Origin of the sequence: Brevibacterium sp. ZH18, from assembly GCF_022748595.1 — a bacterium.
GTDB lineage: Bacteria > Actinomycetota > Actinomycetes > Actinomycetales > Brevibacteriaceae > Brevibacterium.
In genome coordinates, this window is the sequence record NZ_JALDSX010000010.1 from 74123 (window position 1) to 100152 (window position 26030).

Consider the following 26030-nt stretch of genomic DNA (forward strand, 5'->3'; position numbering starts at 1 on the left):
CAGGGTGTGGCCCGCCTCAGAGTTCGGGGAACTCCACCCCGGTCAGCTCCTCGGACACGGTCCACAGGCGCCGTGCCACCTCGGCGTCTTGCGCCTCGCGAGAGCGGCCGACGAGCTTCGGCTGTCCGAAAGTCTCCTTGAAGCGGCGCGGCCCGACATAGCTGTTGCCGGGGATGTCGGCTGTGGCTGCGCACAGTGTCGGCACAGCTCCTTGCTGTTCGTCTTGCGAGATCAGACCGATCACAGCCTCGGTGACAGACGCGAGCAGGCGGTTGCCCTGCAGCCGGTAGAGGTTCGTCGCCGCCAGTCCCGGATGGGCCGCGACCGCGATGACGGACGAGCCCACCTTGGTGAGCCGTCGCTGGAGTTCGCAGGTGAAGAGGAGGTTCGCCAGCTTTGACTGCCCGTAGGCCGGCATCGGCTTATACGGCCTGCGTTCCCAATTGAGGTCATCGAAGTCGATGGTCCCCATTCGATGTCCGATCGAGGACACGGTGACCACCCGATCTCGGATCTGGGGAAGAAGCAGGTTTGTCAGGGCGAAATGGCCCAGATGGTTCGTGCCGAACTGGGATTCGAACCCGTCAGCAGTGCGCCCCAGGGGCGGGGCCATGATCCCCGCATTGTTGATGAGGATGTCGATCGGGTCGGAAAATTCCTCGGCGAAGGCACGCACCGAAGCGAGATCGGCGAGGTCGAGTTCTCGCACATCGACAGGTCTGCGCATCGACTTCGCCGCGGCCCGTCCCTTGTCCAGGTTGCGCACCGCCAGCACGACATGTGCATCCATGCCCGCAAGCATGGACGCCGTGCCTCGGCCGATTCCGCTGTTGCCACCGGTGATGACGATGGTGCGGTCAGCCGCTGATGCGATGTTGCCATCGAGCCTATTGCCCATAAGGCCATCGTAAGCCCAAGTGAGACGTTCATGACTCCTCGCAAAATGTTAGGGTAGCCTTCGTGCCGCAGACTCCCTCATCAGGTTCGATGCTTCTCCGCAGAGCCGTCCGCCGGCGGCTCGGTCTCCTGTTTCCCGGCGTCATCACGATGTCGCTGTGGCAGGTCTGTGAGGCACTCGTCCCCGTGGCCATCGGCATCGTCGTCGACGTCGCGATCATCCCGCTCTCCCTCCCGATGCTCCTCGTCTCCATCCTCGGCATCGCCCTGCTCTTCACCGTGCTCAGCCTCGGCTACAGATTCGGTGCACGATTGTGCAACTCTGCCCGCGAACATGAGGCGCACGCCCTGCGCGTTGAAATCACCCACGCGGCTCTCACCTCGGCGAACCTTCCACCCGACCGCGCCTCCGGTGAGGTCCTCTCGATCGCCTCGGCGGACGCGGACACGGCGGCCCAGTCATTCGCCCAGCTGGGACGGGGAATCGCCTCGGTGCTGGGCATGATCACAGCCGCCGTCTGCCTCCTCATCGCTGACCCCGTGACCGGACTCGTCGTCCTCATCGCAGTGCCCATCGGGCTGCTCATCGTGGCACTGCCCGGTCGATCCGTGTCCGCCAAGGCCAACGCACAGCTCGAGGCCGTGGCGCGAGCCGGCCGGTCGGCCTCCGACCTCATGCACGGGCTGCGCGTGATCAAGGCCATGGGTGGGGAAACCTGGGCCGTGGACCGCTACCGTCACACCTCGGACGAGGCCGCGACCGCCGGCATCGCCACCGGTGAGAGGACCGGCCGCCTCGCCGGCCTCGGAGCACTCGTCATGTCGGTCGTGCTCGCCATCGTCCTCATCGTCGCCGGCCTGCGCCTCATTGACGGACAGATGAGCGTCGGCGCACTCATCGGCATCCTCGGCATGACCGCGTTCCTCACCGAGCCGATGCGCGCTCTGGCCGAGATCGTCGGCCTCTTTGCCCAATCCCACGGAGCCGCCCAGCGGATCACCCAGCTGCTGACCGACATCGACGATACCGAGTCGATAACAGCACCGAACGACGTTGCTGAGCCGACGACGCCTGCGACCGCAGTCGTACCGACCGTCGATATCGACGACGAGGCGATCAGCATCCGCGATTGGGCTGTGGGGGAGGAGCGCACGGTCGACGTCACCACCAGCTTCGGCACCCTGACCTGCATCGTCACAGAGGACCCTGCACCGGAATCGGCGCTCCTGGCCGCGCTGAGCACCCACGCCCGCGGCACCACGGTGGACCAGATGCTCGTCTCACCGCACACAGTTGACCTGTTCGAGGGCACCATCCGCTCCAACATCACCATGATCCTCGGTGCCGGCGATGCCCCTGTGAGCGCCGAGGTGCTGGCCGCTTCGGGTGCCGACGAACTCCTCGATCTCGTCGAGAATGGACTCGATCACCGCATCCAGGAACTCGGCGGGAACCTCTCTGGTGGGCAGCGCCAGCGGGTGGCCCTGGCCAGGGCCCTGCACGCCGACCCTCAGGTCCTGGTCCTCCACGAACCCACGACCGCGGTCGACGCCGTCACCGAGGCACGCATAGCCTCCGGTCTCCAGGACCTGCGCAGCTCACGCGGTGGTGCCGCAACGCTCATCTTCACCAGCTCACCGGCCTTCCTCGCGGCCGCCGACTCGGTCGTGTTCGTGCCCACCACCGGCCCCAGCCTCGTGGGCAAGCACGCCGAGCTCCTCGCCGCCGCGGACGACTCTGCTGCAGACGCCGCCGCAGCCTACCGAAACGCGGTGACCCGATGAGCGAACAGTCTCCGCAGACCACACTGGCGATCGCCTCCCGGCGTCGCTCATTCGGCCACTTGGCTCCGCTGCTGCGGGCTCGCTGGAACTGGCTCATCGTCCTCTTCCTCGCTGGCATCGCCAACGCCGGTGCTGGGCTCGTGGGACCGTGGGCGATCGGCCGCCTCGTCGACGAACTCCCTGCCGGAGCCGGATCAGATGTCGTCATGACGTGTGCGATCGCCGTAGCTATTGCCGGCGTGGTCATGGCCTTGGGCACCTGGATCAGTGCGTGGGCGCTGGCCCATATCGCGATGCCCGTTGTCGCAGATCTGCGCACACAGGTCGTCGAGTCCGCGCTCACCCTCGAAGCACAGCGGATCGAATCGACGGGAACGGGTGACCTGGTTTCGCGCGTCGCCGACGATTCCCGCAAGATCAGTGAGGCCGCAGCACAGGTACTGCCCCTCGTCGTCGAATCGCTCCTCATCGTTATCGTCTCCGCTGTCGGTCTGGCTGCGATCGACTGGCGCCTGGGTATCGTCGGTCTCGTCGCTCTGCCGATGTACTGGCTCACCCTGCGTTGGTATCTGCCCAGGTCGGAACCGCTCTACAAGGAGGAACGCGCTGCCTTCGGGCGCCGTGCCGGTCGTCTCCTCGGCGGGCTCACCGGTGCCCGAACCCTGCGTGCCTACCGCGCGGAATCCGGGGAGCTTACCCGCATCGACTCCGCCTCCGGGCAGGCCCGGGACCTCTCGATCGGCGTGTTCAGCTTCCTCACCCGCGCCTTCTCACGCAACAACCGCGCCGAGGCTGTCGTGCTCTCCCTGCTCCTCATCGCCGGATTCGCCCTTGTCTACTTCGGGGAGACGACCGCCGGTGCCGTGACCACCGCGGCACTGGTCTTCCACCGGCTGTTCAACCCGATCGGTGCCCTGGTCGGCCTCTTCGACCAGGTCCAATCCGCAGGTGCCTCACTGACCCGCATGGTCGGCGTCATCGATGAAGCAGCAAGCTCGCCGAGGCGGACGAACGACATCAGCATCGACCGTCCGTCCCTGGTGCTGGAGGACCTGTGGTTCTCCTACGATGAGGATCCCGAATCGAGCAATCATGTCCTCAAGGGTGTGAGTCTGCGTCTGAACCCCGGTGAGGTCGTCGCCGTCGTCGGCACCACCGGGGCCGGGAAGTCGACGCTGGCCCGGATCGCTGCGGGACTTTCCGCACCCACCCGCGGCCGATCTGAACTCGCCAGGGGCACAACCACCTCGGCGGGGGAGACGGAACGGTCGGTGTCACTGACCGAGCTGCCCGACGACAGGCTGCGCGGGCACATCACGATGGTCGCCCAGGAGGTGCACACGTTCACCGGGACCCTGCGTGAGAACGTGGCGCTGCCGGTCCCGGCGGCCACGGATGAGCAGATCATCGCGGCATTGGACACGGTCGGTGCCAGCTGGGCCACCGCACTGCCGCACGGGCTGGACACCGAGGTCGGTGACGGCGGCACACGCCTCAGCGCCGTTGAGGACCAGTCGATCGCCCTGGCCAGGCTGGTGCTTGCCGACCCCGACTTCGCGATCCTCGACGAGGCGACCGCGGAGGCCGGATCCGCCGGCGCCCACGTGCTCGAAGCATCTGCCCGTTCCGCCCTCGCCGGACGTGGTGCCCTCGTCGTCGCCCACCGCCTCAGCCAAGCCGAGACCGCTGATCGGGTTCTGGTCATGGAGCATGGACGGGTCGTCGAAGAGGGCCCGCACGAGGACTTGGTCGCGGCAGGTGGCCGTTACGCCCAACTGTGGTCGGCGTGGTCGGCGTGATGTTGCGGCCGGGGCGCGTGGACGCTCAGCGCCAGCGCTGCCAGGCTGCCTGACGGCTGACGTCGGCCATCTCGGCCACCCGGGCCCAGGAATTGTGCTCGGCCATCGTGCGAGCACTGGTCCCCAGGGCCTCACCGACCTCGGCGGAGAGGCTGAGCAGCGCCGAAAACGCCTCGGGGTCCGGCGAATGGGACAGATCGTGGACGGCCTGCCGTGCTGTGTCGACCAGATCGGCCACAGCGGGGCCCGCGAATTCCCTGACCGGGTCCGCGATCGGCTGGTTCTCGGGCTGCCCGTCGACAGGCAACGGTTCGGGACTGTCTTCATCGAGGGTCACGATGATCATCTCCTCGGGTGAGTTCAGGCTGCGGGTCCAGCTTTGGTTGTGCCAGCGGTATTCGACTTCGCCGCGCAGCGGCAGATAGACGGCAGTGTACAGCGTACCGAAAGCGTTGTCGTAGTCGTCGCTGAATACTCCCGGGGCGAGCATCGTCTCGGCCATCTCCTGCGCATCACATCCCCGTTCCATCGCCTCGGTGAGCAGGTCCTGTCGCTCAAGGCTGCGGAATCGTCGAGCATGGTCGGGGAACTCCGGGTGGCGACCGCGGTGGTTCGTAGCCACCGGATCGTCGATGACTTCAGGGGCCATCCCCGGACCGACGTAGGCCGTCACCGACGTGCCTTCGGCATCGATCATGGTCAGGTTGTAGAACATGGACACCGGTATCGTCTCGAGTCGGCGCAGAGCCTCTGGCACGGAGCTGGCGACCTCCAGGAGGAAGCGCACGACCAGTGGAGCGGCGAAGCCGTCACCGTCGCCGGGGCGCCCGCCGAAGGCCAAGGATACGGCGAGCCCGTCCTCGTTCATCCCGTCGAGTAGGCCCCACAGGCAGTCCGAGGTCCCGATCACCCGGCGTGAGCCGAAGCGAGTGGAGGCGTGGACCTGCTCGAACAGTTCCAACCCGTAGTCGTAGTTGCGCACCAGCGCGGGCTCAGGAGATTGCAGGGCAACCTGTGAGCACCCGGGTAGGAAACGCGGCGGATTCCAGAGTGTGAGCATGCGCGCCGCGGTCTCGTCCCCGCGTGCGAGTTCGACCAGGCGCTGCCAGGTGGGGACGAGTTCGGGCATGTGTTCGCGCAGTTTGGCCTCGGCCGTGGCCAGGCTGGGGCGGGCGAGGTCCCCGTCGCGGAGATACCACGCCCGGTAGCCAGGCCATACGGCATCGAAGAGTTTCTGCCAGCGGGTGGAGGGGTGGTCTTCGGTGATTGCAAAGAATTCAAATGAGGTCATGTGTCAACCATAGGTTGACACATCGCGTGTGTCAATGAAATCTTGACAGTCCTTGGGGTCTGGCGTCTGGGGTCTGGCCTCTGGCGTTTGGGCTCGGGTTTCGGTGGCTCTCAGCTGAGCCCGAGCACCGTCGTCGCAATGGTGAAGTAGATGATCAGGCCGGTGGCGTCGCAGAACGTGGAGATGAACGGGTTGGAGAACACCGCCGGATCTGCACCCACGCGCTTCGCGATGATCGGCATCAGACCGCCCACGGTGGCCGCCATGATGCACACAGACAGCAGGGTGAGGCCGATGACCAGCCCGATTGACCACCCATAGACGAGACCGGCGACGGTGAATCCCAGGAGCCCGAGCACGGCTCCCAGCAGAGCGCCGACCCGCAGTTCGCGCCAGATGACTTTTCCGAGGTCGCGGATCCTCACCTCGCCCACGGCCAGCGCCCGAGTCACGGTCGTCGCAGCCTGGTTGCCGGTGTTGCCTCCTGTGCCGGTGAGCAGTGGGATGAAAAGGGCGAGGATGACGACCTGGTCGAGCCGGTCCTCATAGACTTCGAGGACCTGCACGGTCAGAATCGCGGAGACCGCGAGGACCAGCAGCCAGACGATGCGGCTCTTGACCAGCCGGAAGATGGTGCTTGAGAGGTAGGAGCGGTCGAGTGGTTCGGAACCGCTGGACCGGGCGATGTCCTCCGCGTCTTCCTCATCAACGATGTCGAGGACATCGTCCATGGTCAGGATCCCGACGAGGCGGTCCTCCTTGTCCACGACCGGCATCGCAATGAGCCGGTGGGAGAGGAATTCACGGGAAGCAACCTCTCGATCGGTCAGCGCCTGCGTGCTGATCGATTCTCGCACCAAGTCCCCGACGAGAGCCTCGGGTTCGGCAGCGATGAGGTTACGCAGGGACACCACCCCCAAAAGGACACGACCGACGCCGACGACGGGCAAGAGGTAGACGGTCTCGGGACCGTCGATGCGGGCACGCACGACCTCCATCGCCTCGGCGGCGGTCCAGTCCTCGTGGAGGCTGAGGACCTCGGGTGACATGTATCGGCCGATCGCCTTCTTCGGGTATCCGAGGACCGCAGTGGTCATCTCGCGTTCCTCGGAGTCGAGGCCGCTCATGAGTCTGCGGGTGACATTGGCCGGCAGCTCACCGAAGAGCTCTGCGCGGTCGTCGGGGTCGAGGCCTTCGACGATGTGCGCGACCTCTGGTTCGCGGAGATTCTGGATCAGTTCTGCTTGGTAGCCCGGTGTCAGATTCTCGAAGACGGCGAGTGCCTCGTCCTTGTCGAGGACTCGGAAGAGGACGGCTGACTGCAGCGGCGTCGTTGTGTGGACGAGGCGGGTGAGCTCGGGAAGGGGCACTTGGTGGGCGAGTGTCGAAACCGTGTCTACGGCGGACCGGTCGATCCGTCCTGAGAGTGCGGACTCGAGGCGATCTGCCGCCGAGTTCTCCACCGTCATGTCAGTCATGGCTGCTCCTCTGCGCGTACGGCCTCTCCGTTCGCCCCCACCATATGCGACAGTGAGACGACCAGCCCAAACCAGTCCGATGCTGCCAGGTACGATCGTCCTATGGTGGGGCAACAGAACTATGCGATGACATTCGAAACCGGAACCGTCACCAAGCGGATCCGACGCTCGACGCTGATCGCGACCGCTGTGCTCTCAGTCGTTCTGCTGGCCGCAGGTCCTCAACTTCCCGGTCGTCGTGACCGAGGCGAACGCGCAGCAGATCTTCCGTGAGTCGGAACGGATGATGGTGTGGGTGTCGGCGTCGCTGTTCAGCCCTTCGCTGCTCAGCGTTTCTTCGCAGCCTCCGGCACCTGCACGGTGAGCACCGGGACAGGGGAGCGAAGGATGAGGCGTTGGGCCACAGACCCGAGCAGGACCTTGCCCACACGGGATCGACTGCGCACACCGAGAACAAGGCGATCCACCTCGGCGACGTGATCGCGAAGCTCATCCAGGACCGCGGTGACGGGATCACGATCCCCGCGCCCGGACCTGTTGATCAGCGTCACCTCGAGGTCACGAGGAATCTCATCATCGGTGAAGTCATGGAGAGTGAGATTAATGAGGAGCAGGCCCGTGTCCAGAGCCCGCGCTTCGGCGACGGCACTCTCCAACGCTGTGCGACCCTCAGGGCTGTCGGTGACGGCTACTGCAACTGACATGGTGGCTCCTGTTCTTTCATTTCCGCCCGTACTTCGCTTTGAAATCCCGCTCGAACTGCGCCAGATCCTTGTCCTTGGTCTCGGGCAGAAGGAGGAACAGGAAGATGAAGGCGATTACGGCACAACCGGCGAACATGCTGAATGTCGCCGTCATTCCCATCGCCTCGATGAGCGGTGGGAAGAACTGGGCGACGATGGCATTCATGATCCACAGCACGAACACGCAGATGCCCATGGCGAAGCTGCGGATCTTCATCGGGAAGATCTCGGAGAGCATCAACCAGGTCAGCGGCCCGACCGTGCCCTGCATCGAGAATACGAAGAGGACGAGGAACACGAGGACCGTCCACGCCTGAGCAGGTCCTGGCGGGATGACGACGGCGGTGAGCGCGATGAGGACGTGGAAGAACGCGATGAGGGCGTAGCCGGTGAGGAACATGACCCGACGCGGCAGCTTGTTGAGCAGGAACATGCCCAGCGAGATGCCCAGCAGGGAGAAGACTCCGTTGGCGATGTTGCCGATGATCGCGACACCGGAATCGAGCCCGGCATTGGTGAGCAGCTGCGTGCCGTAGTACATGACCGAGTTGATGCCGGTCAGCTGCTGGAAGAAGCCGAGGCCTGCGCCGATGATGACCAATCGCAGCACCCAACGGGTTCCGAGATCGGAGAGTCCACCGGTGGCCTGCTTGGCGTCTTCGGATGCGAGGTGGGTGACCTCGGCGACCTCCGCCTCGGCGCGTTCGGGGGAGCGGACCTGCTTGAGCACCTCGAGAGCCTCCTCGGTGCGGCCCTTCGAGATCAGCCAGCGGGGGCTCTCCGGCTGGAAGATCATGCCCACGAGCAGCGCAATGGCCGGTGCGAGGGCGACGAGGAGCATCCAGCGCCAGATGGAGTCGACATGGCCCCAGACGTTGAAGATCACGGCGTTGATGATGAATGCTGCGAGCTGCCCCGCCACGATCATCAGCTCATTGCGGGTGACGAAGGAGCCGCGCTTCTCTGAGGGGGCGATCTCGCCCAGATAGACGGGGACGGTGGCGGAGGCTCCGCCGACCGCGATGCCGAGAACAAAGCGGGCACCGATGAGGAACTCCGCGCCCGGGGCCAGCACACAGCCCAGCGTGCCGATGATGAAGACACCTGCCAGCAGGAGGATCGTGTGACGCCTGCCGTAGGCGTCGGCGACGCGACCGCCGAAGACCGCACCGAATGCGGCACCGATCATGAGGCTGGCGACGACGAGTCCCTCGGACAGCGGCGTGAGACCGAAATCTTGGCTCAGCGGTTCGAGGGCACCGTTGACGACGCCCGTGTCATAGCCGAAGAGGAGCCCGCCGAAGGTGGCCACGGTGGCGATGACGCCGAGGCGATGCACAGGCCGACCCACACCCGCATGCGGCAGGTCGAACTGCTTCTCGGAGCGATAAGGCGAAACAGACATGGATGACTCCCTTCTCCCTCTCGTTTCTAACATAGTCAGTCGTCGTGTGCTGGAGTGAGGGGTGAGGCGAGCGCGAGACCTAGCATGGGGGTATGAGCGATCAGATCCTGGCCTCCGAGCGTCAGCCCTCCCGCAGCCAGTCGTTCCACCGACTGCACCGTCCGGGGGAGCCGTTCCTTCTGCCGTGCGCCTGGGATGTGGCAAGTGCCCGATTGTTCGCCGAGGCGGGTCACCCGGTTGTGGGCACGACCAGTCTGGGTGTGGCTGCCGGCATCGGCGCTGCCGATGAGGACCGTGAAACCCTGACCGCTATGCCCGATCTGATCGGCAACATCTCCCGAGCCCTGCCCGAAGCGCTGCTCACCTGTGATTTCGAAGATGGCTACAGTGACGATCCGGCTGAGGTCGTCGATATCCTGCGGGACGCAGTCTCATCGCGAGGGGACGCCGGGCTCGCGGTCGACGGAATCAACATCGAAGACTCTGTTCGCGGACAGATGGTCGCGCCGGACACGCTGGTCGCCAAAGTGCGCGCAATCAGGGATGCGGTTCCCGATCTGTTCGTCAACGCACGGATCGATACGTTCTGGATCGGGCAGGACAACCTCGGCGAGGTTCTTGAGCGCATCCGCACCTACGCCGATGCCGGTGCCCACGGAATCTTCGTGCCCGGCAATCTCGATCTGGATGTGATCGAGACGATCGCCGCTGCCAGCCCGCTGCCGCTCAACGTGCTCGCGAGCCCGCGCTTCTCGCGGACTCAACTGGCAGAGGCCGGAGTCGCGCGGATCAGCACGGGTTCGCTGCTCTACCGCACGGCGGTCTCGGCCGCTCTGGCGGCGTTGGATGGGCTGAACCGCGATCTCCCGGCAGACGCTGAGAATGTGCTGTCCTATCAGGACATTGCGGGGCTGGATTCGCAGCTCCCGTAGGACGCTCTGGCCTCAACCCTCGCCGAGGCTGGCCTCAGTCTTCGTCGAAATTGTCGTCGATGATCTCGGGCATTCCGTCGATGATTGCGACCTCTTCGATCCCATCATCGGCAAGGGCATCGACGTCGAGGTCGTCGCCGGAGAGCTGAGCAACCTCCGACTCATCTTCGTTGTCGGAGACCATCTCGTCTCCGGGGCGATTGCTCAGCTCAGCGGCGGTCATGGAATCTGACGAGTATTCCCCCGAGAGCGCAGGGGCATCGGCCTCGTCCTCCCAGCCGGCGTCTTCGATGAGAGCGTCGTCGGCGCCCTCGGTTCCGGTCCCCTCCGGGCCTTCGGCACCGGGTTCGACGAACGGATCGGATGCGGTTTCGGGCACGGTGCCCAGGTCGGCGTCGATATCGTCGGCCTCGTCCTCGGCGGCGTTGAGCTCCGGGTCGTCGAGTTCAGCGGCCGTCGGCTCTTCGAGCGTGGGGTCGTCTGTCTCCAGGCCGTCCTGCCACTGCGTCGGTTCGTTGGAATTATCGCTCATGATCTCTCCTTCGCTCGTGGTCGACGTGGTCTCATCGTCGATGCCCACATTGTTGCACGGGCAGATGCACCTCCGCAGTCCCCGTTTCGGTCACAATTGTGGTCATCCGCCGCCTGATCCCAGCCCACTGTTGCCTACTGTCTGACGCCTGTCGATCACGCCCGGCCGTAGTGTTCCTTCCACTCCTGCCAGTCCCAGGTGCTGAGGAATTCTCGTCCTGCGTCCTCGCCCGACTCGATGAGAGCGGCTTTGTCCTGCCGCGTCAACGCGAAGTTCGTGCTGCTGTAATGGGCCGTGTCGACGAAGATCGTTCGGTCGGTGATCGAGGGCTCATCGATATGGCGCCGGTCGTGGGCATTGATCATGGTCGACAGGAGCGAGACGGCGTACTCGTAGGTGTTCGCATTCGGTCGCCACTCTGACTCGGCTGTCGTTCGGGCCGAGAGCATCACCCCCAGCGTGGGCCAGCGGGCAGGCTGGGCATCCTTGCGGTCGAAGATGTCCACGGGAAAGTTCGAGAGCAGCCCGCCGTCGGAGCCGAGTACCGAGGCACCGCCTGCCGCGCTCGGGTCTGCTCGCAGCGATCGGGGCCGGAAGAAGAACGGTGTCGCGGCAGAGGCGCAGACCGCCTCGGCGACCGACTGAGAATCCGGATCGACACCGAGAGCCGAACGGTAGTCCCAAGGCAGGCGCAGCATCCGACCGCGGGAGACATCGGAGACGATGACGACGAGGCGGTACTGCCGCTCCGGAGGCAACGCGCTCTCCGGGTCGTGCAGGCGGAGGTCGCCCCAGGTGCGGATGCCCTGCGCGGAGAGAATATCGTCCAGGAAATCGTGGAGGGCAGTACCGAGGTACATTCCCTTGTGGAATAGGAGTCCTTGAATCTTCCCGAGCCACGGCGCGAGGCTGAAAGCAGGGGAGAGGTCCTCGAAGTCGGTGAAGTCTTTGCCGAGGATCGTCTCGATGAGCTGCTCCGGTGGAATGCCCGCGGTGGTCAGCGCGCCCACGATCGCACCGGCCGATGTTCCGGCAATGCGGTTGAAGGAGTAGTCGGCCGAGGTCAGCTCATTGATCGCGCCGATGAGTCCGGGAAGTTTGGCTCCTCCGCCTTCGAGGACCAGATCGGTGAGGGCCATGGCGTCCTCCTTCTCAGCAGCCTCGGTGTGCTGGTGACCACCGCGTCGATGCTCCTCCTCTCATTGTCCACCCAGTAGACGTGGAGGCAACGAGGGAAGGAGCTCGCGTCCCTCGTCAGCGCCGTGCGGGGGAGGGATCGGCTTCGGCGGCCACGGGCCGTCGACCGGTGAAATGATCCATGGTCTTGTTGACGCCGAGGAAGTCCAACGCTCGGTCGAAGACCCGCGTCGGCAGCATCCGCATAGCCGGCAGCAGGCGAACCAGTGCGGGCATGATCAGCTGTTCTCGTCCTGCTTCGATGGAATCCAGGACATTGGTGGCGACGTAGTTCTCCTCGAGGATGGGCAGGAGGCGAGGGAACTTCGTCGTCACTCCCTCGAACATGCCGGTATTGATGTAGAACGGGCACACGACGAGAGTTTCGACGTTGCTGCCGTCGGTGCGCAGCTCGTTGCGCAGCGACTCGGTGAAGCCCAGGGCGGCGAACTTGCTGGCCGAGTAGTCGGTCTGTTTGGCCACGCCGGTGAGGCCTGCGGCGCTGGAGATGGTGACCACGCTGCCGCGGTCCCGTTCGAGCATTCCAGGCAGGAAGGCACGTGTCGTCCAATACAGGGCGAAGACATTGACGTCGTAGACACGTCGAACGGCGTCCTCGTCGGCTTCCAGCAGCTTCTTGCCGGTGACGATTCCCGCGCAGTTGATGAGGACATCCACTGGTCCGGTATCTTCTGCGGCGGCTGCGACCTGGCTGGAGTCACCGACATTGACTGCAAAGGAGCGGGCCTGCGATCCCTTCGCCACGAGCTCATCGCGAACGGCCTGGCCGGTCTCAGCCGAGAGGTCCCAGATGAGAATCTCTGCGGCTCCGCGGGCCGCAGCGTCCAGGGCCATCAGGCGTCCGATTCCGCTGCCTGCACCGGTGATCAGCACTCGTGCACCTTTGATTTGGGTACCGCGGGTCATATGTCTGCTCCTTTGCATCGTGAGTCTCAGCGCATGGTTCGACTGGGAAACCTGTTACCGACATCACACTACTTGCCATGGTTACCGATGCGTAACCAGTTTGTCTCATCTGTTTTCACCCTCCAGAGTGATGTCGGCCCAGGCGAGTGCCCCCTATCGTCACGGATGGCCGAGGCAAACGCTTCCGGTCATCCTGTGAATGGAGTTGATCTCGTGCGTCTCATCAAACAGCTAGTCGCCGTCGTAGCAGTCACCGTCCTCGGCGGAGTCGCGGCAAATATCGTCGGAGGAAACGGGGTGTTGGCTCTCCTGGCAGGGCTCATTACTGCAACCCTTACGCTCCTCGTCTACCGCGTTGTCGTGCGGCGCACGGAGAATCGCCCGGTCGCCGAGGTGTCGCCGACAGGTGCGGTCCGGGCGCTGGGCCTCGGAGCGCTCATCGGCATCGGCCTGTTCTCTCTTGCGATCGCCGCCATTGCGCTCCTCGGCGGGTACGCGGTCGATGGACTCGGATCTCCGGGAGCGCTGTTGGGGCTGCTCGGTCTTATGGCGGCAGCCGCGGTCACTGAGGAAGTGATCTTCCGAGGTGTCCTGTTCCGAGTCGTGGAAGAGCGGACCGGGTCATGGATCGCCATGGCGATCACCGGACTGGTGTTCGGCCTCATGCATCTGCTCAACCCCAACGCTTCACTCTTCGGTGCGATCGCCATCGCGGTCGAGGCCGGCTTCATGCTCACCGCCGCCTACATGGCGACAAGACGGCTGTGGGTTCCGATCGGTCTGCACTTCGGCTGGAACATAGCTGCGGGCGGAATCTTCAGCACTGAAGTCTCTGGAGCCAACACACCACAGGGGCTGCTGGACGCGACGATGTCAGGCCCGGTGCTCCTTACCGGCGGAGACTTCGGTCCCGAAGGCAGCGTGTTCTCCATTGCAATCTGTATTCTCGCAGGCGCGATCTTCGTCTGGATGGCTCATCGACGCGGCACAATCCTTCCATCGCGCAATCGGCGGCAGGTGCTCGAGGATTCCCGGCCGGTGCTCGCCGAGGGCTGAGTCCGGAGACGCAGAGAACCCCCGGATTTCCGCAGAAATCCGGGGGTTCTTCTTGGTGGTGGCTCCGACCGGCGTCGATCCGGTGACCTTTCGATTTTCAGTCGAACGCTCTACCAACTGAGCTACAGAGCCAGGCCGCCAACATACCGAAGTATGTTGAGAGAAACAAAGGCCCTTCCGAAGAAGAGCCTTGTGCTCCGCGACCCTGACCGGACTCGAACCGGCGACCTCCGCCGTGACAGGGCGGCGCGCTAACCAACTGCGCTACAGGGCCAAACTGGTGTAACTGGTGATTCTATTGTGTGTTGAACCATTACAATCCTACACCGTACCCCCAACGGGATTCGAACCCGTGTCGCCGCCGTGAAAGGGCGGTGTCCTAGGCCTCTAGACGATGGGGGCCCAGGTTGACCTCGGATTCCCCGGGGCAACGACGTTAAGCTTATCCCAACCATTTCGCAGAGTGCAAACCGGTTTCCCGTGTCCTCGGTCACACTGGTTTTGGGGCCTGCGGGAGAGCGCCCAGATAGGCTGTCAGGTATGGATGACCTCAGCGCAGAAGAGTTCGAAGCGATCCTCGACGAGGCGATCGACCTGCTCCCCGCGGGTGTGACCGACGAGCTCGACAACGTCGCGCTCTTCGTTGAGGACCAGCCTGAGGACGGGAACACTTCGCTGCTCGGCCTCTACGAAGGGACCCCGGTGGGGGAGCGCGGCATCTCCGGGCTGGAGATGCCGGACAACATCTTCCTCTACCGTGACAACCTCATTGCCTTCGCCGAGGACCGCGATCACCTGCGCGACGAAATCGTCATCACCATCGTCCACGAGATCGCGCACTTCTTCGGGATCGACGATGACCGCCTCCACGAGATCGGCTGGGGCTGAGCAGGCGTCGGCGGAAACGGTCATCGCGGCAGGCTGCGCGCGCGTGCTCCGTGTGCCGCTGAAAAGGCTTCAGCGGAAGTTGTCAGCGGGTTTCATCAACCGTCATTGATTGGCGCTCAAGCCTGGACTTCGCCTATTGTGGGCGGGTACCTATCAGCATTCGATACAACATTCCGTCCGTATCGACGCGGGAACACTGGGGTCCTCACCCCGGGCAGAAATGCTCCATGTGTCCCCGCTGAGTTACGGGCAGGAGGCACGACCCCTTTATGACAGTGGCATCCAAACCGACAAGCGCGGCTACCCCGGCCGTTCGTGTTCTCAACCTGGCGGGCATCGATTACAGCCTGCACAGCTTCGATCACGACCCCAGCACGCGACGTTACGGCTCCGAAGCCGCCGACAAGCTCGGCGTCGGCTCCGACCAGGTGTTCAAGACCCTCATGATCCAGGTCGACGGTGAACCGGTTACTGCACTGGTCCCCGTCTCCGGTCAGCTCGACCTCAAAGGCCTCGCCTCCGCGCGCAGTGCCAAGAAGGCGCAGCTGGCAGGCGTCGCCGAGACCGAACGTCGCACCGGCTACCCGGTTGGTGGAGTCTCCCCATTCGGCCAGCGCCATGCCGTGCCCGTCGTCATCGACCGCACCGCTCTCGAGCATCCCTCGGTCTACGTTTCCGCAGGCCGTCGCGGCCTCGAAATTGAGATCCGTCCTGAGGATCTCGTCATGCTGACCAACGCCCAGGTCGCGAAGATCGCCGCCCTGGACTGATCACACAGAACTGAGCGTCACACCCATTCGACGTCCCCGACCTCGGGTTCTGCCTGCCCGGCTGTGAGGTCGGCGTACGTCGCCAGGGCAACATCCACCTCGGCGACGGGGACCATCATGTCCAACGCCACGTCCGCGCCGTACTGGGCCCGCGTCGACCATCCCCGGTTGCCCGCCGCCCTGTCGAGGGCATTGGCTTGGGCGTAGTCGACGTTCGCGCTCACCGGCACCAGCTCATGCTTCGTCACGATGCGTGCCGCATCCACCGCCGCCGAGGTGGCCTGACCGTACGCGCGCACGAGTCCTCCCGCGCCCAGCAGGGTTCCCCCGAAGTACCTGGTCACGACCGCGACGACATAGGTCAGATCATGGCCGGAGACGACGTCGAGGATCGGCGCCCCGGCCGTTCCCGCAGGCTCACCGTCATCGCTGAAGCGCTGCGTGCGCGAATCCGGGTCGAGGACGAACGCCGTGCAGTGATGACGGGCCTTCGGGTGGGCGTTGCGCCGTTCGGCGATGACCTCTCTGGCCTCAGCCTCGGTGGCGACCGGTGCGAGGTACCCGATGAAGCGGGACTTCTTGATTTCGATCTCGGCTTCGGCGGGGGCAGCGATCGTCCGGTAGGGCATGCGAATCACTCTACCGAAGGCCGAGTGTGCGGCGGCTTTCGGTGCCGAACCAGGAGTGTGTCGCCCACGGTTCGGTCGTGCGGTCGGCAATCGCTGGAATGTGATCTACGATGAGCGGACACGCGCACAATCTGCGCGACGAATGACCGCGCACAACGGGCGCGGCATCGGCCTTCTCAACGATGAAAGGGTGACGAGCATGCACCAGCTCAGCGATGCTGAAATCTCAGCGATCAAGGACGAATCCGCCCGAGCCTACGAACTCGACCGAGCACACGTCTTCCACTCGTGGTCGGCCCAGGAACTCATCGATCCGATGACCGTCTCCAGGGCCGCAGGCTCGACCATCGTCGACGGCCAGGGACAGTCCTTCCTCGACTTCTCCTCGCAGCTGGTGAATACGAACATCGGGCATCAGCATCCGAAGGTCGTCCAAGCGATCAAGGACCAGGCCGATCTGCTGTGCACGATCAGTCCCGCCACGGTCAATGCCGCCCGGTCGGAGGCCGCTCGCCTCATCACTGAACGCACCCCTGCCGGGCTCGACCATGTGTTCTTCACCAACGGCGGCGCCGATGCCAACGAGCACGCGATCCGCATGGCACGGCTGCACACCGGCAAGCACAAGGTCCTCTCCCGCTACCGCTCCTACCACGGTGGCACGGAGACGGCCGTCAACGTCACCGGCGACCCCCGTCGCTGGTCGAACGATCGCGGCGATTCCGGCGTCGTCCACTTCTTCGGTCCCTTCCTCTATCGAACCGAGTTCTCGGCCACCACCGAGGCAGAGGAGACGGAGCGCGCTCTGCGCCACCTCGAGCGCACCATCGAACTCGAAGGCCCCTCGACGATCGCCGCGATCATCCTCGAGACCATTCCCGGCACCGCCGGCATCATGCTGCCGAGCAGTGAGTACATGCAGGGCGTGCGCGCACTGTGCGACAAGCACGACATCATCTTCATCGCCGACGAGGTGATGGCCGGGTTCGGCCGCAGCGGCAAGTGGTTCGCGTTCGAGCACTTCGACGTCGTGCCCGACATCATCACCTTCGCCAAAGGCGTGAACTCCGGGTACGTGCCGCTGGGCGGAGTGATCATGAACGAGGCGATCTACGGCTCGTTCGCGCAGAAGGCCTATCCCGGCGGACTCACCTACTCCGGCCACCCGCTGGCGTGCGCGGCAGCCGTGGCCACGATGAAGGCCATGGACGAGGAGGGCATGATCGAGCACGCCGCTCGCATCGGCGAAGAGATCATCGGACCTCGGCTGCGGGAGATCGCGAAGAACTCGAAGCACGTCGGCGAGGTCCGCGGGGTCGGCGCATTCTGGGCCATCGAACTCGTCTGGGACAAAGAATCCCGCGAGCCGCTGGCACCGTATGGCGGAGGCTCACCCGAGGTCGCCTCGGTGGTGTCATCGCTCAAGGAACTCGGCGTCGTGCCCTTCAACAACTACCACCGTCTCCACGTGGTCCCGCCGATCAACATCAGCGAAGAGGACCTCGAGAGGGGACTCAACGTCTTCGAGAAGGTGCTCACCGACCTCGACTTCTCCCGCTGAAACTCAGAGGGTTGCCACCACAACTCCGATCGAGCAACCCTCCGGGCGCTCAGCAACCCGTCTGCGGGTAGCTCGATGCCCGGAGGGTTGCTGAATCCGCAGGCGGCCGCAGACGTCCGCAGACAGCCCGGGCCTCAGCGGGCGTCGTGCGTGAACTTTCCGCCGAGGACAGTGGCGCGGACGGGAATCTGCGCGATCTCCGCCGGGTCCACATCAGCAGGGTGGGCGTCGAGGGCGACGAAGTCCGCAAGCTTCCCGCGTGAGAGTGTGCCCTTATCCTCGCCCTGCCCCGAGGCGGTCGCAGCGACCGATGTATAGGCGGCGACAGCCTCGGCGGGGGTGAGGCATTCGGCGGCTGATCCCATGACGTCGCCGTCACGGGTCGTCCGGGTCACATAGGCCCCGATTCCGCGCAGCACATTGCCCTCGGCGCAGGGGCGATCCGAGCTGCCGGCGAGCATGACGCCCGCGTCGACGAAGGACTTCGCGCGGTAGAGCAGGCGACGGCGGGCAGGGCCGACCGAGGCGTTCATCCCGTCGCCGATGCCCTCGGCGAAGGCGGCCTGTGGGGTCACGACGATGCCGTTGGCAGCCAGGGTGGCCACGTGCTCGTCGTGGACGATGCCCGCGTGCTCGATGCGGTTGGGCACGGCTCGACGGCCGAAACGGGCCTGGGCGTCGACGATGTTCTTCACCGCTGCGTCGACGGCTGCGTCGCCGATCGCGTGGACGGCCACGGACCATCCGGAGGCGTAGGTGTCGAGGATCTGCTTGCGCAGCACCTCAACGTCGGCCTGTAGGTAGCCGGGGTGATCCTTGCCGGTGTAATTCTCGCGCAGGGCTGCAGTCTCCCCGCTCAGGGCACCGTCCATGAAGAACTTCACCGGGCCGATTGAGACCAGATCATCGCCGAGGCCGGTGCGCAGTCCGGCGTCGAGGCCGATCCCGAAGCCGTCGGCGGAGTTCGCCGCGATCGTGTGGAGGCCGTCGGCCTGCGGCAGGAGTTGGGCTCGAGCGTGGAGCTTGCCCTCCTCCTGGGCGCGGAGGTAGGCGGAGATCTCGATGGGGGAGTGGCCGATCCACCCATAGGCGATGCCGCATTCGCCGAACGAGGTGATGCCCTCCTTCGCGTAGTACGTGGTCGCGAGGTCGAGTGCTTCGACGATCGTATCGAGCGAATAGGGGCGGATGAGGTTCTGGACGAGCTCCTGCGCGGTCTCCTCGAGCAGACCTGTCGGATGGCCGGCAGGATCGGTGACGACCTTGCCGCCGACGGGGTCGCTGAAGTCCGGTTCGAGGATTCCCGCGCGGCGCATGGCCTCGGTGTTGACGATGGCCGCGTGGCCGGAGGTCTGGCGCATGAACAGCGGACGGTCGCCGGTGATCTCGTCGAGGCGGGACAGCTCAGGGTACTGCCCGTCGTAGTCGCGGTGGGCGTAGCCGGTGGCGTTGATCCATTCGCCTGCCGGAGTCGTCGCTGCCGCCTGTTCGAGGGCCGCGTAGACATCGGTCAGGCCGCCCGGCAGCGCGGTGACGTCGATGGATGCCAGGGTCAGCCCGAACCAGGCGGTGTGGCAGTGGACGTCGTTGAAGCCGGGGAGCACCGTGGCCCCGCCCAGCGATTCGACCCGATCGGCGGTGACGCCGTCGAGCTCCTCGTCGAAGCCGATGATGCGTCCGGCGAAGACCCCGATCTTCTGCGCCCGCGGCCGGTTTGGGTCGAGGGTGTGGGCGTCGAGATCGGTGAAGATCGCGTCGATGTTCATAGAGTCACCTTATTGTTCGTGGGGTTGATCGGGGTGGGGCACCTGCCCTCACACGCGGGCTCCGCGGATCGCGGGGTCGGTGAGGCAGTGGACGAGCGCGGGTCCCTTGTGCGCAAGTGCCTGTTCGAAGGCGGCGCGGAAGTCCTCGGTGCGTTCGACCGTAATGCCGAGACCGCCGAAGGCCGTAGCCATGGCTGCGAAGTCGGGGTTGCGCAGAGTCGTTCCCGTCGCGCGGCCCGGGTACTCGCGATCCTGGTGGCCGAGGATCGTGCCGTAGACCGAGTTGTCGTTGACGACGATCGTCAGGTTCACCCCGTACTGCGCTGCGGTCGCGAGCTCTTGGCCGTTCATCAGGAAGTCCCCGTCGCCGGCGATGCAGAACACTGCCCGCTCGGGGTGGACGAGACCAGCGGCGACAGCGGCGGGGAGGCCGAAGCCCATCGACCCGTTCCGCGGGCCCAAAGCCGAGGGGAAGCCGTGAGTGGGCAGGAACCTGGTGGCCCAGCCCGAGAAGTTTCCCGCCCCGTAGGTGATGATCGCGTTGTCCGGCAGCAGCTCCTTCACATGGACGAAGGCCTCGTCCATGTCGACAAAGCCGTCCTCGTAAACGTCAGAACCGGACCCCACCGAGGCGGAGCTCCGTTCACCTGACCCCGCCGAGGCGGTGCTCCGGGGGACCGGGACTCTCCAGTCCTCGAGCTCGGCCCGGGCGTCGCGAATCCACTCGGGCAGCGGCACTGGTTCGTCGTTCGATGTCAGGTGCTCATCCCCGGGGGCAGGCTCGTCGATGGACCCGTCCGAGGAGACCGAGTAGGCGCGGATCCCGTCCTTGGTGAACAGGGCCTGTGCGAATCGATTGACCGAGGTGACGATGTGCTGGTCGAGGCTGCCGAAATGTCCGTGCGCGTCAGGATCGGGCCCGATGACGACGGTCTTGGCCTCGGTGCCGATCGTGAAGCCGTTGGTGGCCACATCGGTGCGGACGCAGCCGAGGAAGATGTGCAGGTCCGCTTCGGCGAAGGTCCTCTTCGCGACTTCCGAGGCACCGAAGCCGAGGATGCCGAGGAAATTGGGGGAGTCGTGGTCGATGCCGTCATAGGCGCGGAAGGTGCCGATCACGCCGAGTCCACGGTCGCGTGACCACTGCGCGATCCTCCGCGAGGTCGCCGGTGACCAGTCTTCGCCGCCGATGATGAGCACGGGACGATCGGCTTGGAGGATGCGGGCGCGCAGCTCGGTGACGTCGCCGGAGTACGGGGCGGCGGATCCATGTGTGCGCGGCGGCAACACCTTTCCGGCGCTCGCCTGCACGAGGATCTCCTCGGGCAGACCGACGACGACGGGACCCGGCCGGCCGGTCACGGCGGTGTGCATGGCATCGGCGACAACCTCGGCGGCTTTGTCGGGGTCGTCGAGGGTCAGAACCTTCTTCGTCGTGGTGGAGAACCAGCCGTTCAGGTCGAATTCCTGGAAGGACTCCCGACCGCGTTGCGCGGTGGGGATGAGCCCGACGAAGACGACGAGCGGGGTCGCGTCCTGGAAGGCGGTGTGGACGCCAACCATGACGTTCGAGGCGCCGGGCCCGCGGGTGACCATGGCGATTCCGGGAATGCCCGTCATCCGGCCCTCGGCGACGGCCATATAGGAGACCCCGCCCTCCTGACGGCAGACGATGGGTTTGATGGTCGAATCGTGGAGGCCGTCGAGAACGTCAAGGTACGATTCGCCCGGGACCAGGTAGGCACGCTGGACACCGTGGGCTTCGAGCTCCTTGACGAGGAGATGGCCGGCGGAAAGTGGCTCGGTGTTGTCCATGGCTCCATGCTTATCACTCTTTTGTCTCAAGTGGGCGGACCGATGAACATTCGAACGACGAACGCCGTATGATCTGTGCACAACGGATTCCCCAAGGGACTTGCTCGGCAGAGAGGTTCTACACCGCCAGGAGGCTCAAGTATGACCGGCATCGACTCCGACGACCATTCGGCACAGGCGTCCTTCACGCCCGGGCCGGCAGCCGCCGGAGGCAGACGGCGGGCGCGCTTGGACTCCGATCGCAGCTCAAGCTTCCGCTCTCGACCGCAGAAGTCGAGGCTCGAACGCGATCCCGGCATGCCGGCGAGCACGTGGCGACTGCGCTCGGACGCCTGGGAGTACCTGAAGTTCGCGATCAAACGGCTGGCCATCAGCGGCGGTGACTTCTCGATGATCGCCGCAGACGGTGAGGTCTGGCGCTCGCTGCGGTCACTGAAGACGATCGAACTGTACTGGGGCGGCTTCGGCCAGCGCTATGTCGAAGACATCGCCGAGCTGCTCTCCGACGGTGAGTTCGACAAGGCCCACGACATGATCACGCGGGCCGTCTACCGTCTGCGCGGGACAACGGTCCCCGATGTCCAAGAGGACAGCCTGTCCGAGGACGAGCGCGCCGAGCACAAGGACCGCCAGGATCCACGTCCCCGCTTCGAGGTCCTCATCGTCGACGAGACGACCGAAGGCGGCCGCGATGAGCTGCACACGGACCTGCTCAAGCTGCGCAGCGCCTCGGACCAGTTCATCTACGACTACGTCATCGTTCCCACCGCCGACGACGCGGTCGTCGCGGCGCTGACGAACCCGAACCTCCTCGCTTGTGTCATCCGTCCCGGCTTCACCGACCGCACCCGACAGGTACTCAGCCGCGATCTGCGCAATGCCGTCCAGCTCGCCCACGAAGGCACGACCGATTCGCCGACGATGCCGATGAGCCCGCTCAACTCGGTTCGCCGAGTGCTGCGTCTGGCCGACACCCTGGCCGGTCTGCGTCCCGAGCTCGACCTCTACCTCATGGCCGGTGCCCACATTGAGAGCCTGGCCGGGGCGCTGACTCATCGGTTCCGCCGTGTCTTCCGCCGCGAGGACCAGTTCGAACTCCACCTGTCTCTGCTGCGCCGTGTCCAGCACCTTTACGACACTCCGTTCTTCACCGCGATTCGCGAGCACGCCCGCCGCCCGGCCGGCGTCTTCCACGCTCTGCCCGTCTCCCGCGGCGGTTCGGTTGTCGGATCGAAGTGGATCAGCGACTTCGTCGACTTCTACGGCCTCAACCTGCTGCTCGCGGAGACCAGCGCCACCTCGGGTGAGCTCGATTCCCTGCTCGCGCCGGTCGGCACGATCAAGAAGGCGCAGTCGCTGGCGGCGAGGGCCTTCGGTGCCAAGCGCACCTATTTCGTGACGAACGGGACGTCGACGGCGAACAAGATCGTCCATCAGGCCGTCGTCTCGCCCAACGAAGTCGTCATGGTCGACCGTAACTGCCACAAGTCGCACCACCATGCGCTGATGCTCACCGGTGCCAGGACCGCGTACCTCGAGGCGTACCCACTCAACGATGTCGCGTTCTACGGTGCGGTCCCGCTCAACCGGATCAAGCAGCTCCTGCTGGACTACCGGGCTGCCGGCCGCCTCGACGAGGTCCGGATGATCACGCTGACCAACTGCACGTTCGACGGCATCGTCTACGACCCGGAGAAGGTCATGGCCGAGTGTCTGGCGATCAAGCCAGACCTTGTCTTCCTCTGGGATGAGGCCTGGTTCGCCTTCGCCCGGTTCCATCCGGTCACCCGCAAGCGCACGGCCATGGTCGCGGCCGAGCACCTCGAAGCTCTGCTCGATACCGACGCGCATGCCAAGGCATATCGGGAACAGCGCGAGCGGCTCTTCGATCCGGAGACCGGCGTGCCGGCTCCCGACGAGGTGTGGCTGAACGAGACTCTGCTGCCGCCGCCCGATGCGGTCCTGCGCGTGTATGCGACTCAGTCGACGCACAAGACGCTGACCTCACTGCGGCAGGGCTCGATGATCCACGTCTTCGATCAGGAGTTCTCCCACGGTGCGGAGGAATCGTTCCACGAGGCGTACATGACGCACACGTCGACGTCGCCGAACTATCAGATCCTCGCGTCCTTGGATCTGGGACGCCGTCAGGTCGAGATGGAGGGCTTCGCTCTCGTCCAGAAGCAGCTGGACCTGGCGATGAGTCTGGCCTCTGCTGTCTCTCGCCACCCGCTGCTGAAGAAGACCTTCAAGGTGCTCACCGCCGCCGACCTCATCCCCGAGGAGTACCGGGAGACCGAGCGTACGATGCCTCTGCGCGATGGTCTGGCGACGTTCTGGCACGCGTGGACGACCGACGAGTTCGTCGTCGATCCCAGCCGCATCACGATCGAGATCAGCGGAACCGGAGTCGACGGGGACACCTTCAAGCACGATTTCCTCATGGACCGCTACGGCATCCAGGTCAACAAGACGAGCCGCAACACGGTGCTGTTCATGACGAACATCGGCACCTCGCGTTCGTCCGTGGCTTACCTCATCGAGGTCCTCGTCAAGATGGCCGAGAAGTTCAACGATCGGCACGAGATCCAGTCCGAGTATCCACTCGACGAGCCCGCGGCGATCATGCCGCCGCTGCCCGACTTCAGCGCCTTCGCCCCGGCATACGCCGCCGAGGTGCCTGCCGAGGATCCGTCGAAGCAGCTGCCCGACGGCGACCTGCGCACCGCTTACTACGCGGGACTGCGCCGGTGGAACATCGAGCATGTCCTTCCGGAGGAGCTGGGGCGCCGGGTCGAGTCGGGTGAGAAGCCGGTCTCCGCCGGGTTCGTCACGCCGTACCCTCCAGGATTCCCGGTGCTCGTGCCCGGACAGATCATCACCGCCGAGGTGCTCGACTTCATGTCCGCGCTCGACACTCGTGAGATCCACGGCTACGACGCCCGCCTGGGCTACCGCGTCATCCTCGAGAAGGACCCCGTGGAGTCGAAGGCCTGAGGGCCGGGCCGCGCGGCAGCATGGCTCTCCTCCGAGAGGACCACTTACCCTCGAGCGGACCAGTTATAACTAACCCGCTCGACGCTAAGTGGTCCGCTCGGTGTTCGGTCGAGGATCAGCCGGCGAGGTTTTCGAAGACTGCTGCCATGCCCTGGCCGCCGCCGATGCACATGGTCTCCACGCCGTAGCGCGAGTCGCGGCGCTTCATTTCGTGCAGCAGGGTGGCCAGAATGCGCCCGCCAGTCGCGCCCACAGGGTGTCCCAGCGAGATACCCGAGCCGTTGACGTTGAGGCGTTCGGCGAAGTCGCTCTCGCTCAGCTTCCACTCGCGGGTGCAGGCCAGTGCCTGCGATGCGAAAGCCTCGTTGAGTTCGATGAGGTCCATATCGTTGAGGCTGAGCTCGGCACGTTCGAGTGCCTTGGCCACCGCCGGCACGGGACCGATGCCCATCGTCTTCGGCGGAACGCCGGCGACGGCCCAGCCGACGAGGCGGGCGAAGATGCGCAGACCGAGCTCACGAGCCTTCTCTTCGGTGGCGATGATGCAGAGCGCGGCACCGTCGTTCTGGCCGGAGGCGTTGCCTGCGGTCACAGTCGCCTCGGCGTCGGAGGATCCGAGGATCGGACGCAGCTTGGCAAGGGATTCCACGCTCGCGTTCGGGCGGATGTGCTCATCGGTTGTGATGACCTGTTCCGGGGTCTTCCTGGTCGCCGGGAGCGTGATGGGCACGATCTCGTCGTTGAACAGTCCGGTGTCGCGGGCCTTGGCCGCCTTCTGGTGTGAGGTGACAGCGAATTCGTCCTGCTCTTGGCGGCTGATGCTGTATTCGGCGCGCAGGTTCTCTGCGGTTTCGATCATGCCGCCGGGCACCGGGTAGTTCGTGCCGCCTGCGGTGACGCGGCCACGAGCCAAGCTGTCCTTGAGTTCGACTCCTGCGCCCTTGATGCCCCACCGGATCTCTTCATTGAAGAAGGCACCGCGGCTCATGGTCTCGACACCGCCGGCGATGACGACGTCGGCGAAGCCAGCGTTGATCATCGCGTGTCCGTCGGCGATGGTCTGGAGGCCGGATCCGCAGCGGCGGTCGATCTGACGTCCGGGTGTGGTGATCGGCAGACCGGCGTTGAGCGCGACGACACGGCCGATGGCCGGAGCTTCCATCGTGGGGTAGCAGTTGCCGAGGATGACGTCGTCGACGACGTCGACATTCAGCCCGGACTTCGTGATGAGAGCTTCGAGGACCTGACGGCCGAGCTCTTCGGGCGGCAGGTTCTTGAACTGTCCGCCGAATCCACCGACGGCAGATCTCACGGGCTCACAGATGACTATATTCTTCGACATTCTTCCTCCTGGGAAGGGATTAGTTGGTTTCAGTGTCTCAAAAGTGGTGGCTCAGCGCCCAAGGAGCTCTCTAACGTCCAAGCAGCTCGTCGGAGATGATGCGCATCTGGATCTCTGACGAGCCTTCGAAGATCTTCGTCAACCTCGCGTCACGCCAATGACGCTCCACCGCGAAGTCCTTCGTGTACCCGGCACCACCATGGATCTGCACGCCCTCAGAGGTGACCTTCTCCGCCATCTC

The 26030-nt window shown here is 65.0% G+C and carries 22 protein-coding genes and 3 tRNA genes; 9 read left to right on the forward strand and 16 right to left on the reverse strand.

Features of this window, described 5'->3' with window-relative positions; genetic code table 11:
• Window positions 1–16: 16 nt before the first annotated feature.
• The gene (locus MPN20_RS06105) at window positions 17–898 is read right to left on the reverse strand and encodes an oxidoreductase (RefSeq protein ID WP_242780528.1); all 882 of its coding nucleotides are present in this window, start codon (window positions 896–898) and stop codon (window positions 17–19) included.
• A gap of 62 nt (window positions 899–960) precedes the next feature.
• Here MPN20_RS06105 and MPN20_RS06110 point away from each other — a divergent pair, with 62 nt between their 5' ends.
• Together MPN20_RS06110 and MPN20_RS06115 are read left to right on the forward strand one after the other, a co-directional pair.
• Window positions 961–2682 carry an ABC transporter ATP-binding protein gene (locus MPN20_RS06110; protein WP_242780530.1) on the forward strand — a complete coding sequence of 574 codons (1722 nt, stop codon included), beginning with the start codon at window positions 961–963 and terminating at the stop codon, window positions 2680–2682.
• The gene (locus tag MPN20_RS06115; protein ID WP_242780532.1) at window positions 2679–4481 is read left to right on the forward strand and encodes an ABC transporter ATP-binding protein; all 1803 of its coding nucleotides are present in this window, start codon (window positions 2679–2681) and stop codon (window positions 4479–4481) included. The genes MPN20_RS06110 and MPN20_RS06115 overlap by 4 nt, the downstream gene beginning before the upstream one ends.
• Before the next feature lie 25 nt (window positions 4482–4506).
• On the opposite strand, the gene MPN20_RS06120 is transcribed toward MPN20_RS06115, so the two are convergent.
• Window positions 4507–5772, reverse strand: coding sequence for a C45 family peptidase (locus tag MPN20_RS06120; RefSeq protein WP_242780534.1), 1266 nt, complete (start codon window positions 5770–5772; stop codon window positions 4507–4509).
• A gap of 110 nt (window positions 5773–5882) precedes the next feature.
• Window positions 5883–7250: a magnesium transporter gene (gene mgtE / locus MPN20_RS06125; protein WP_242780535.1), complete on the reverse strand. Its 1368-nt coding sequence runs from the start codon at window positions 7248–7250 to the stop codon at window positions 5883–5885.
• A 102-nt stretch (window positions 7251–7352) separates the two neighbouring features.
• On the opposite strand from mgtE, the gene MPN20_RS06130 reads away from it, so the two are divergent.
• Window positions 7353–7523 (forward strand): hypothetical protein, encoded by a 171-nt coding sequence (locus MPN20_RS06130; RefSeq protein WP_242780537.1) that lies wholly within the window; start codon window positions 7353–7355, stop codon window positions 7521–7523.
• A gap of 53 nt (window positions 7524–7576) precedes the next feature.
• Here MPN20_RS06130 and MPN20_RS06135 read toward each other — a convergent pair whose 3' ends face one another.
• On the reverse strand, window positions 7577–7954 hold the full coding sequence (locus tag MPN20_RS06135; protein ID WP_242780539.1) for a universal stress protein: 378 nt from the start codon (window positions 7952–7954) through the stop codon (window positions 7577–7579).
• Between the two features lie 16 nt (window positions 7955–7970).
• Window positions 7971–9398: a sugar porter family MFS transporter gene (locus tag MPN20_RS06140; protein WP_242780541.1), complete on the reverse strand. Its 1428-nt coding sequence runs from the start codon at window positions 9396–9398 to the stop codon at window positions 7971–7973.
• 92 nt (window positions 9399–9490) lie between these two features.
• On the opposite strand from MPN20_RS06140, the gene MPN20_RS06145 reads away from it, so the two are divergent.
• Window positions 9491–10330 carry an isocitrate lyase/phosphoenolpyruvate mutase family protein gene (locus MPN20_RS06145; protein WP_242780543.1) on the forward strand — a complete coding sequence of 280 codons (840 nt, stop codon included), beginning with the start codon at window positions 9491–9493 and terminating at the stop codon, window positions 10328–10330.
• Between the two features lie 34 nt (window positions 10331–10364).
• Here the strand turns inward: MPN20_RS06145 and MPN20_RS06150 are convergent, their stop codons facing one another.
• From MPN20_RS06150 to MPN20_RS06160, 3 genes are all read right to left on the reverse strand, one after another.
• Window positions 10365–10862 (reverse strand): hypothetical protein, encoded by a 498-nt coding sequence (locus MPN20_RS06150; RefSeq protein WP_242780545.1) that lies wholly within the window; start codon window positions 10860–10862, stop codon window positions 10365–10367.
• A gap of 155 nt (window positions 10863–11017) precedes the next feature.
• Window positions 11018–12001 carry a patatin-like phospholipase family protein gene (locus MPN20_RS06155; RefSeq protein WP_242780547.1) on the reverse strand — a complete coding sequence of 328 codons (984 nt, stop codon included), beginning with the start codon at window positions 11999–12001 and terminating at the stop codon, window positions 11018–11020.
• Between the two features lie 115 nt (window positions 12002–12116).
• A complete protein-coding gene (locus MPN20_RS06160) occupies window positions 12117–12965 on the reverse strand; it encodes an SDR family oxidoreductase (protein ID WP_242780549.1) in 849 nt (282 codons plus the stop codon).
• Window positions 12966–13178: 213 nt separating this feature from the next.
• Here MPN20_RS06160 and MPN20_RS06165 point away from each other — a divergent pair, with 213 nt between their 5' ends.
• Window positions 13179–14021 carry a CPBP family intramembrane glutamic endopeptidase gene (locus tag MPN20_RS06165; protein WP_242780551.1) on the forward strand — a complete coding sequence of 281 codons (843 nt, stop codon included), beginning with the start codon at window positions 13179–13181 and terminating at the stop codon, window positions 14019–14021.
• A 56-nt stretch (window positions 14022–14077) separates the two neighbouring features.
• Here the strand turns inward: MPN20_RS06165 and MPN20_RS06170 are convergent.
• The 3 genes from MPN20_RS06170 to MPN20_RS06180 all read right to left on the reverse strand — a co-directional run bounded on the left by MPN20_RS06170 (window position 14078) and on the right by MPN20_RS06180 (window position 14423).
• Window positions 14078–14153 (reverse strand) — tRNA-Phe (locus MPN20_RS06170).
• 68 nt (window positions 14154–14221) lie between these two features.
• Window positions 14222–14295: transfer RNA gene (locus MPN20_RS06175), tRNA-Asp, on the reverse strand.
• 55 nt (window positions 14296–14350) lie between these two features.
• A tRNA-Glu gene (locus tag MPN20_RS06180) sits at window positions 14351–14423 on the reverse strand.
• Window positions 14424–14561: 138 nt separating this feature from the next.
• Here MPN20_RS06180 and MPN20_RS06185 point away from each other — a divergent pair.
• Both MPN20_RS06185 and ybaK read left to right on the forward strand, forming a co-directional pair.
• Entirely contained in the window at window positions 14562–14909 is a 348-nt protein-coding gene (locus MPN20_RS06185) for a metallopeptidase family protein (protein WP_242780553.1), read from the forward strand.
• Between the two features lie 269 nt (window positions 14910–15178).
• Window positions 15179–15679 carry a Cys-tRNA(Pro) deacylase gene (gene ybaK, locus MPN20_RS06190; protein WP_242780555.1) on the forward strand — a complete coding sequence of 167 codons (501 nt, stop codon included), beginning with the start codon at window positions 15179–15181 and terminating at the stop codon, window positions 15677–15679.
• 17 nt (window positions 15680–15696) lie between these two features.
• Here ybaK and MPN20_RS06195 read toward each other — a convergent pair whose 3' ends face one another.
• Window positions 15697–16308, reverse strand: a complete 612-nt coding sequence (locus MPN20_RS06195; RefSeq protein WP_242780557.1) for a YigZ family protein — start codon at window positions 16306–16308, stop codon at window positions 15697–15699.
• A gap of 199 nt (window positions 16309–16507) precedes the next feature.
• Here MPN20_RS06195 and MPN20_RS06200 point away from each other — a divergent pair, with 199 nt between their 5' ends.
• Window positions 16508–17869 carry an aspartate aminotransferase family protein gene (locus tag MPN20_RS06200; RefSeq protein ID WP_242780564.1) on the forward strand — a complete coding sequence of 454 codons (1362 nt, stop codon included), beginning with the start codon at window positions 16508–16510 and terminating at the stop codon, window positions 17867–17869.
• A gap of 134 nt (window positions 17870–18003) precedes the next feature.
• Here MPN20_RS06200 and MPN20_RS06205 read toward each other — a convergent pair whose 3' ends face one another.
• Complete coding sequence (locus MPN20_RS06205; protein ID WP_242780558.1) at window positions 18004–19635, reverse strand: amidohydrolase; 1632 nt, start codon at window positions 19633–19635, stop codon at window positions 18004–18006.
• Between the two features lie 48 nt (window positions 19636–19683).
• Window positions 19684–21450, reverse strand: coding sequence for a thiamine pyrophosphate-dependent enzyme (locus tag MPN20_RS06210; protein ID WP_242780559.1), 1767 nt, complete (start codon window positions 21448–21450; stop codon window positions 19684–19686).
• 141 nt (window positions 21451–21591) lie between these two features.
• Here MPN20_RS06210 and MPN20_RS06215 point away from each other — a divergent pair, with 141 nt between their 5' ends.
• Window positions 21592–24447, forward strand: coding sequence for a beta-eliminating lyase-related protein (locus MPN20_RS06215; RefSeq protein WP_242780560.1), 2856 nt, complete (start codon window positions 21592–21594; stop codon window positions 24445–24447).
• Window positions 24448–24562: 115 nt separating this feature from the next.
• On the opposite strand, the gene MPN20_RS06220 is transcribed toward MPN20_RS06215, so the two are convergent.
• Window positions 24563–25789, reverse strand: coding sequence for an acetyl-CoA C-acetyltransferase (locus tag MPN20_RS06220; protein WP_242780561.1), 1227 nt, complete (start codon window positions 25787–25789; stop codon window positions 24563–24565).
• 70 nt (window positions 25790–25859) lie between these two features.
• Window positions 25860–26027, reverse strand: coding sequence for an acyl-CoA dehydrogenase family protein (locus MPN20_RS06225; RefSeq protein ID WP_278189704.1), 168 nt, complete (start codon window positions 26025–26027; stop codon window positions 25860–25862).
• Window positions 26028–26030: the final 3 nt, after the last annotated feature.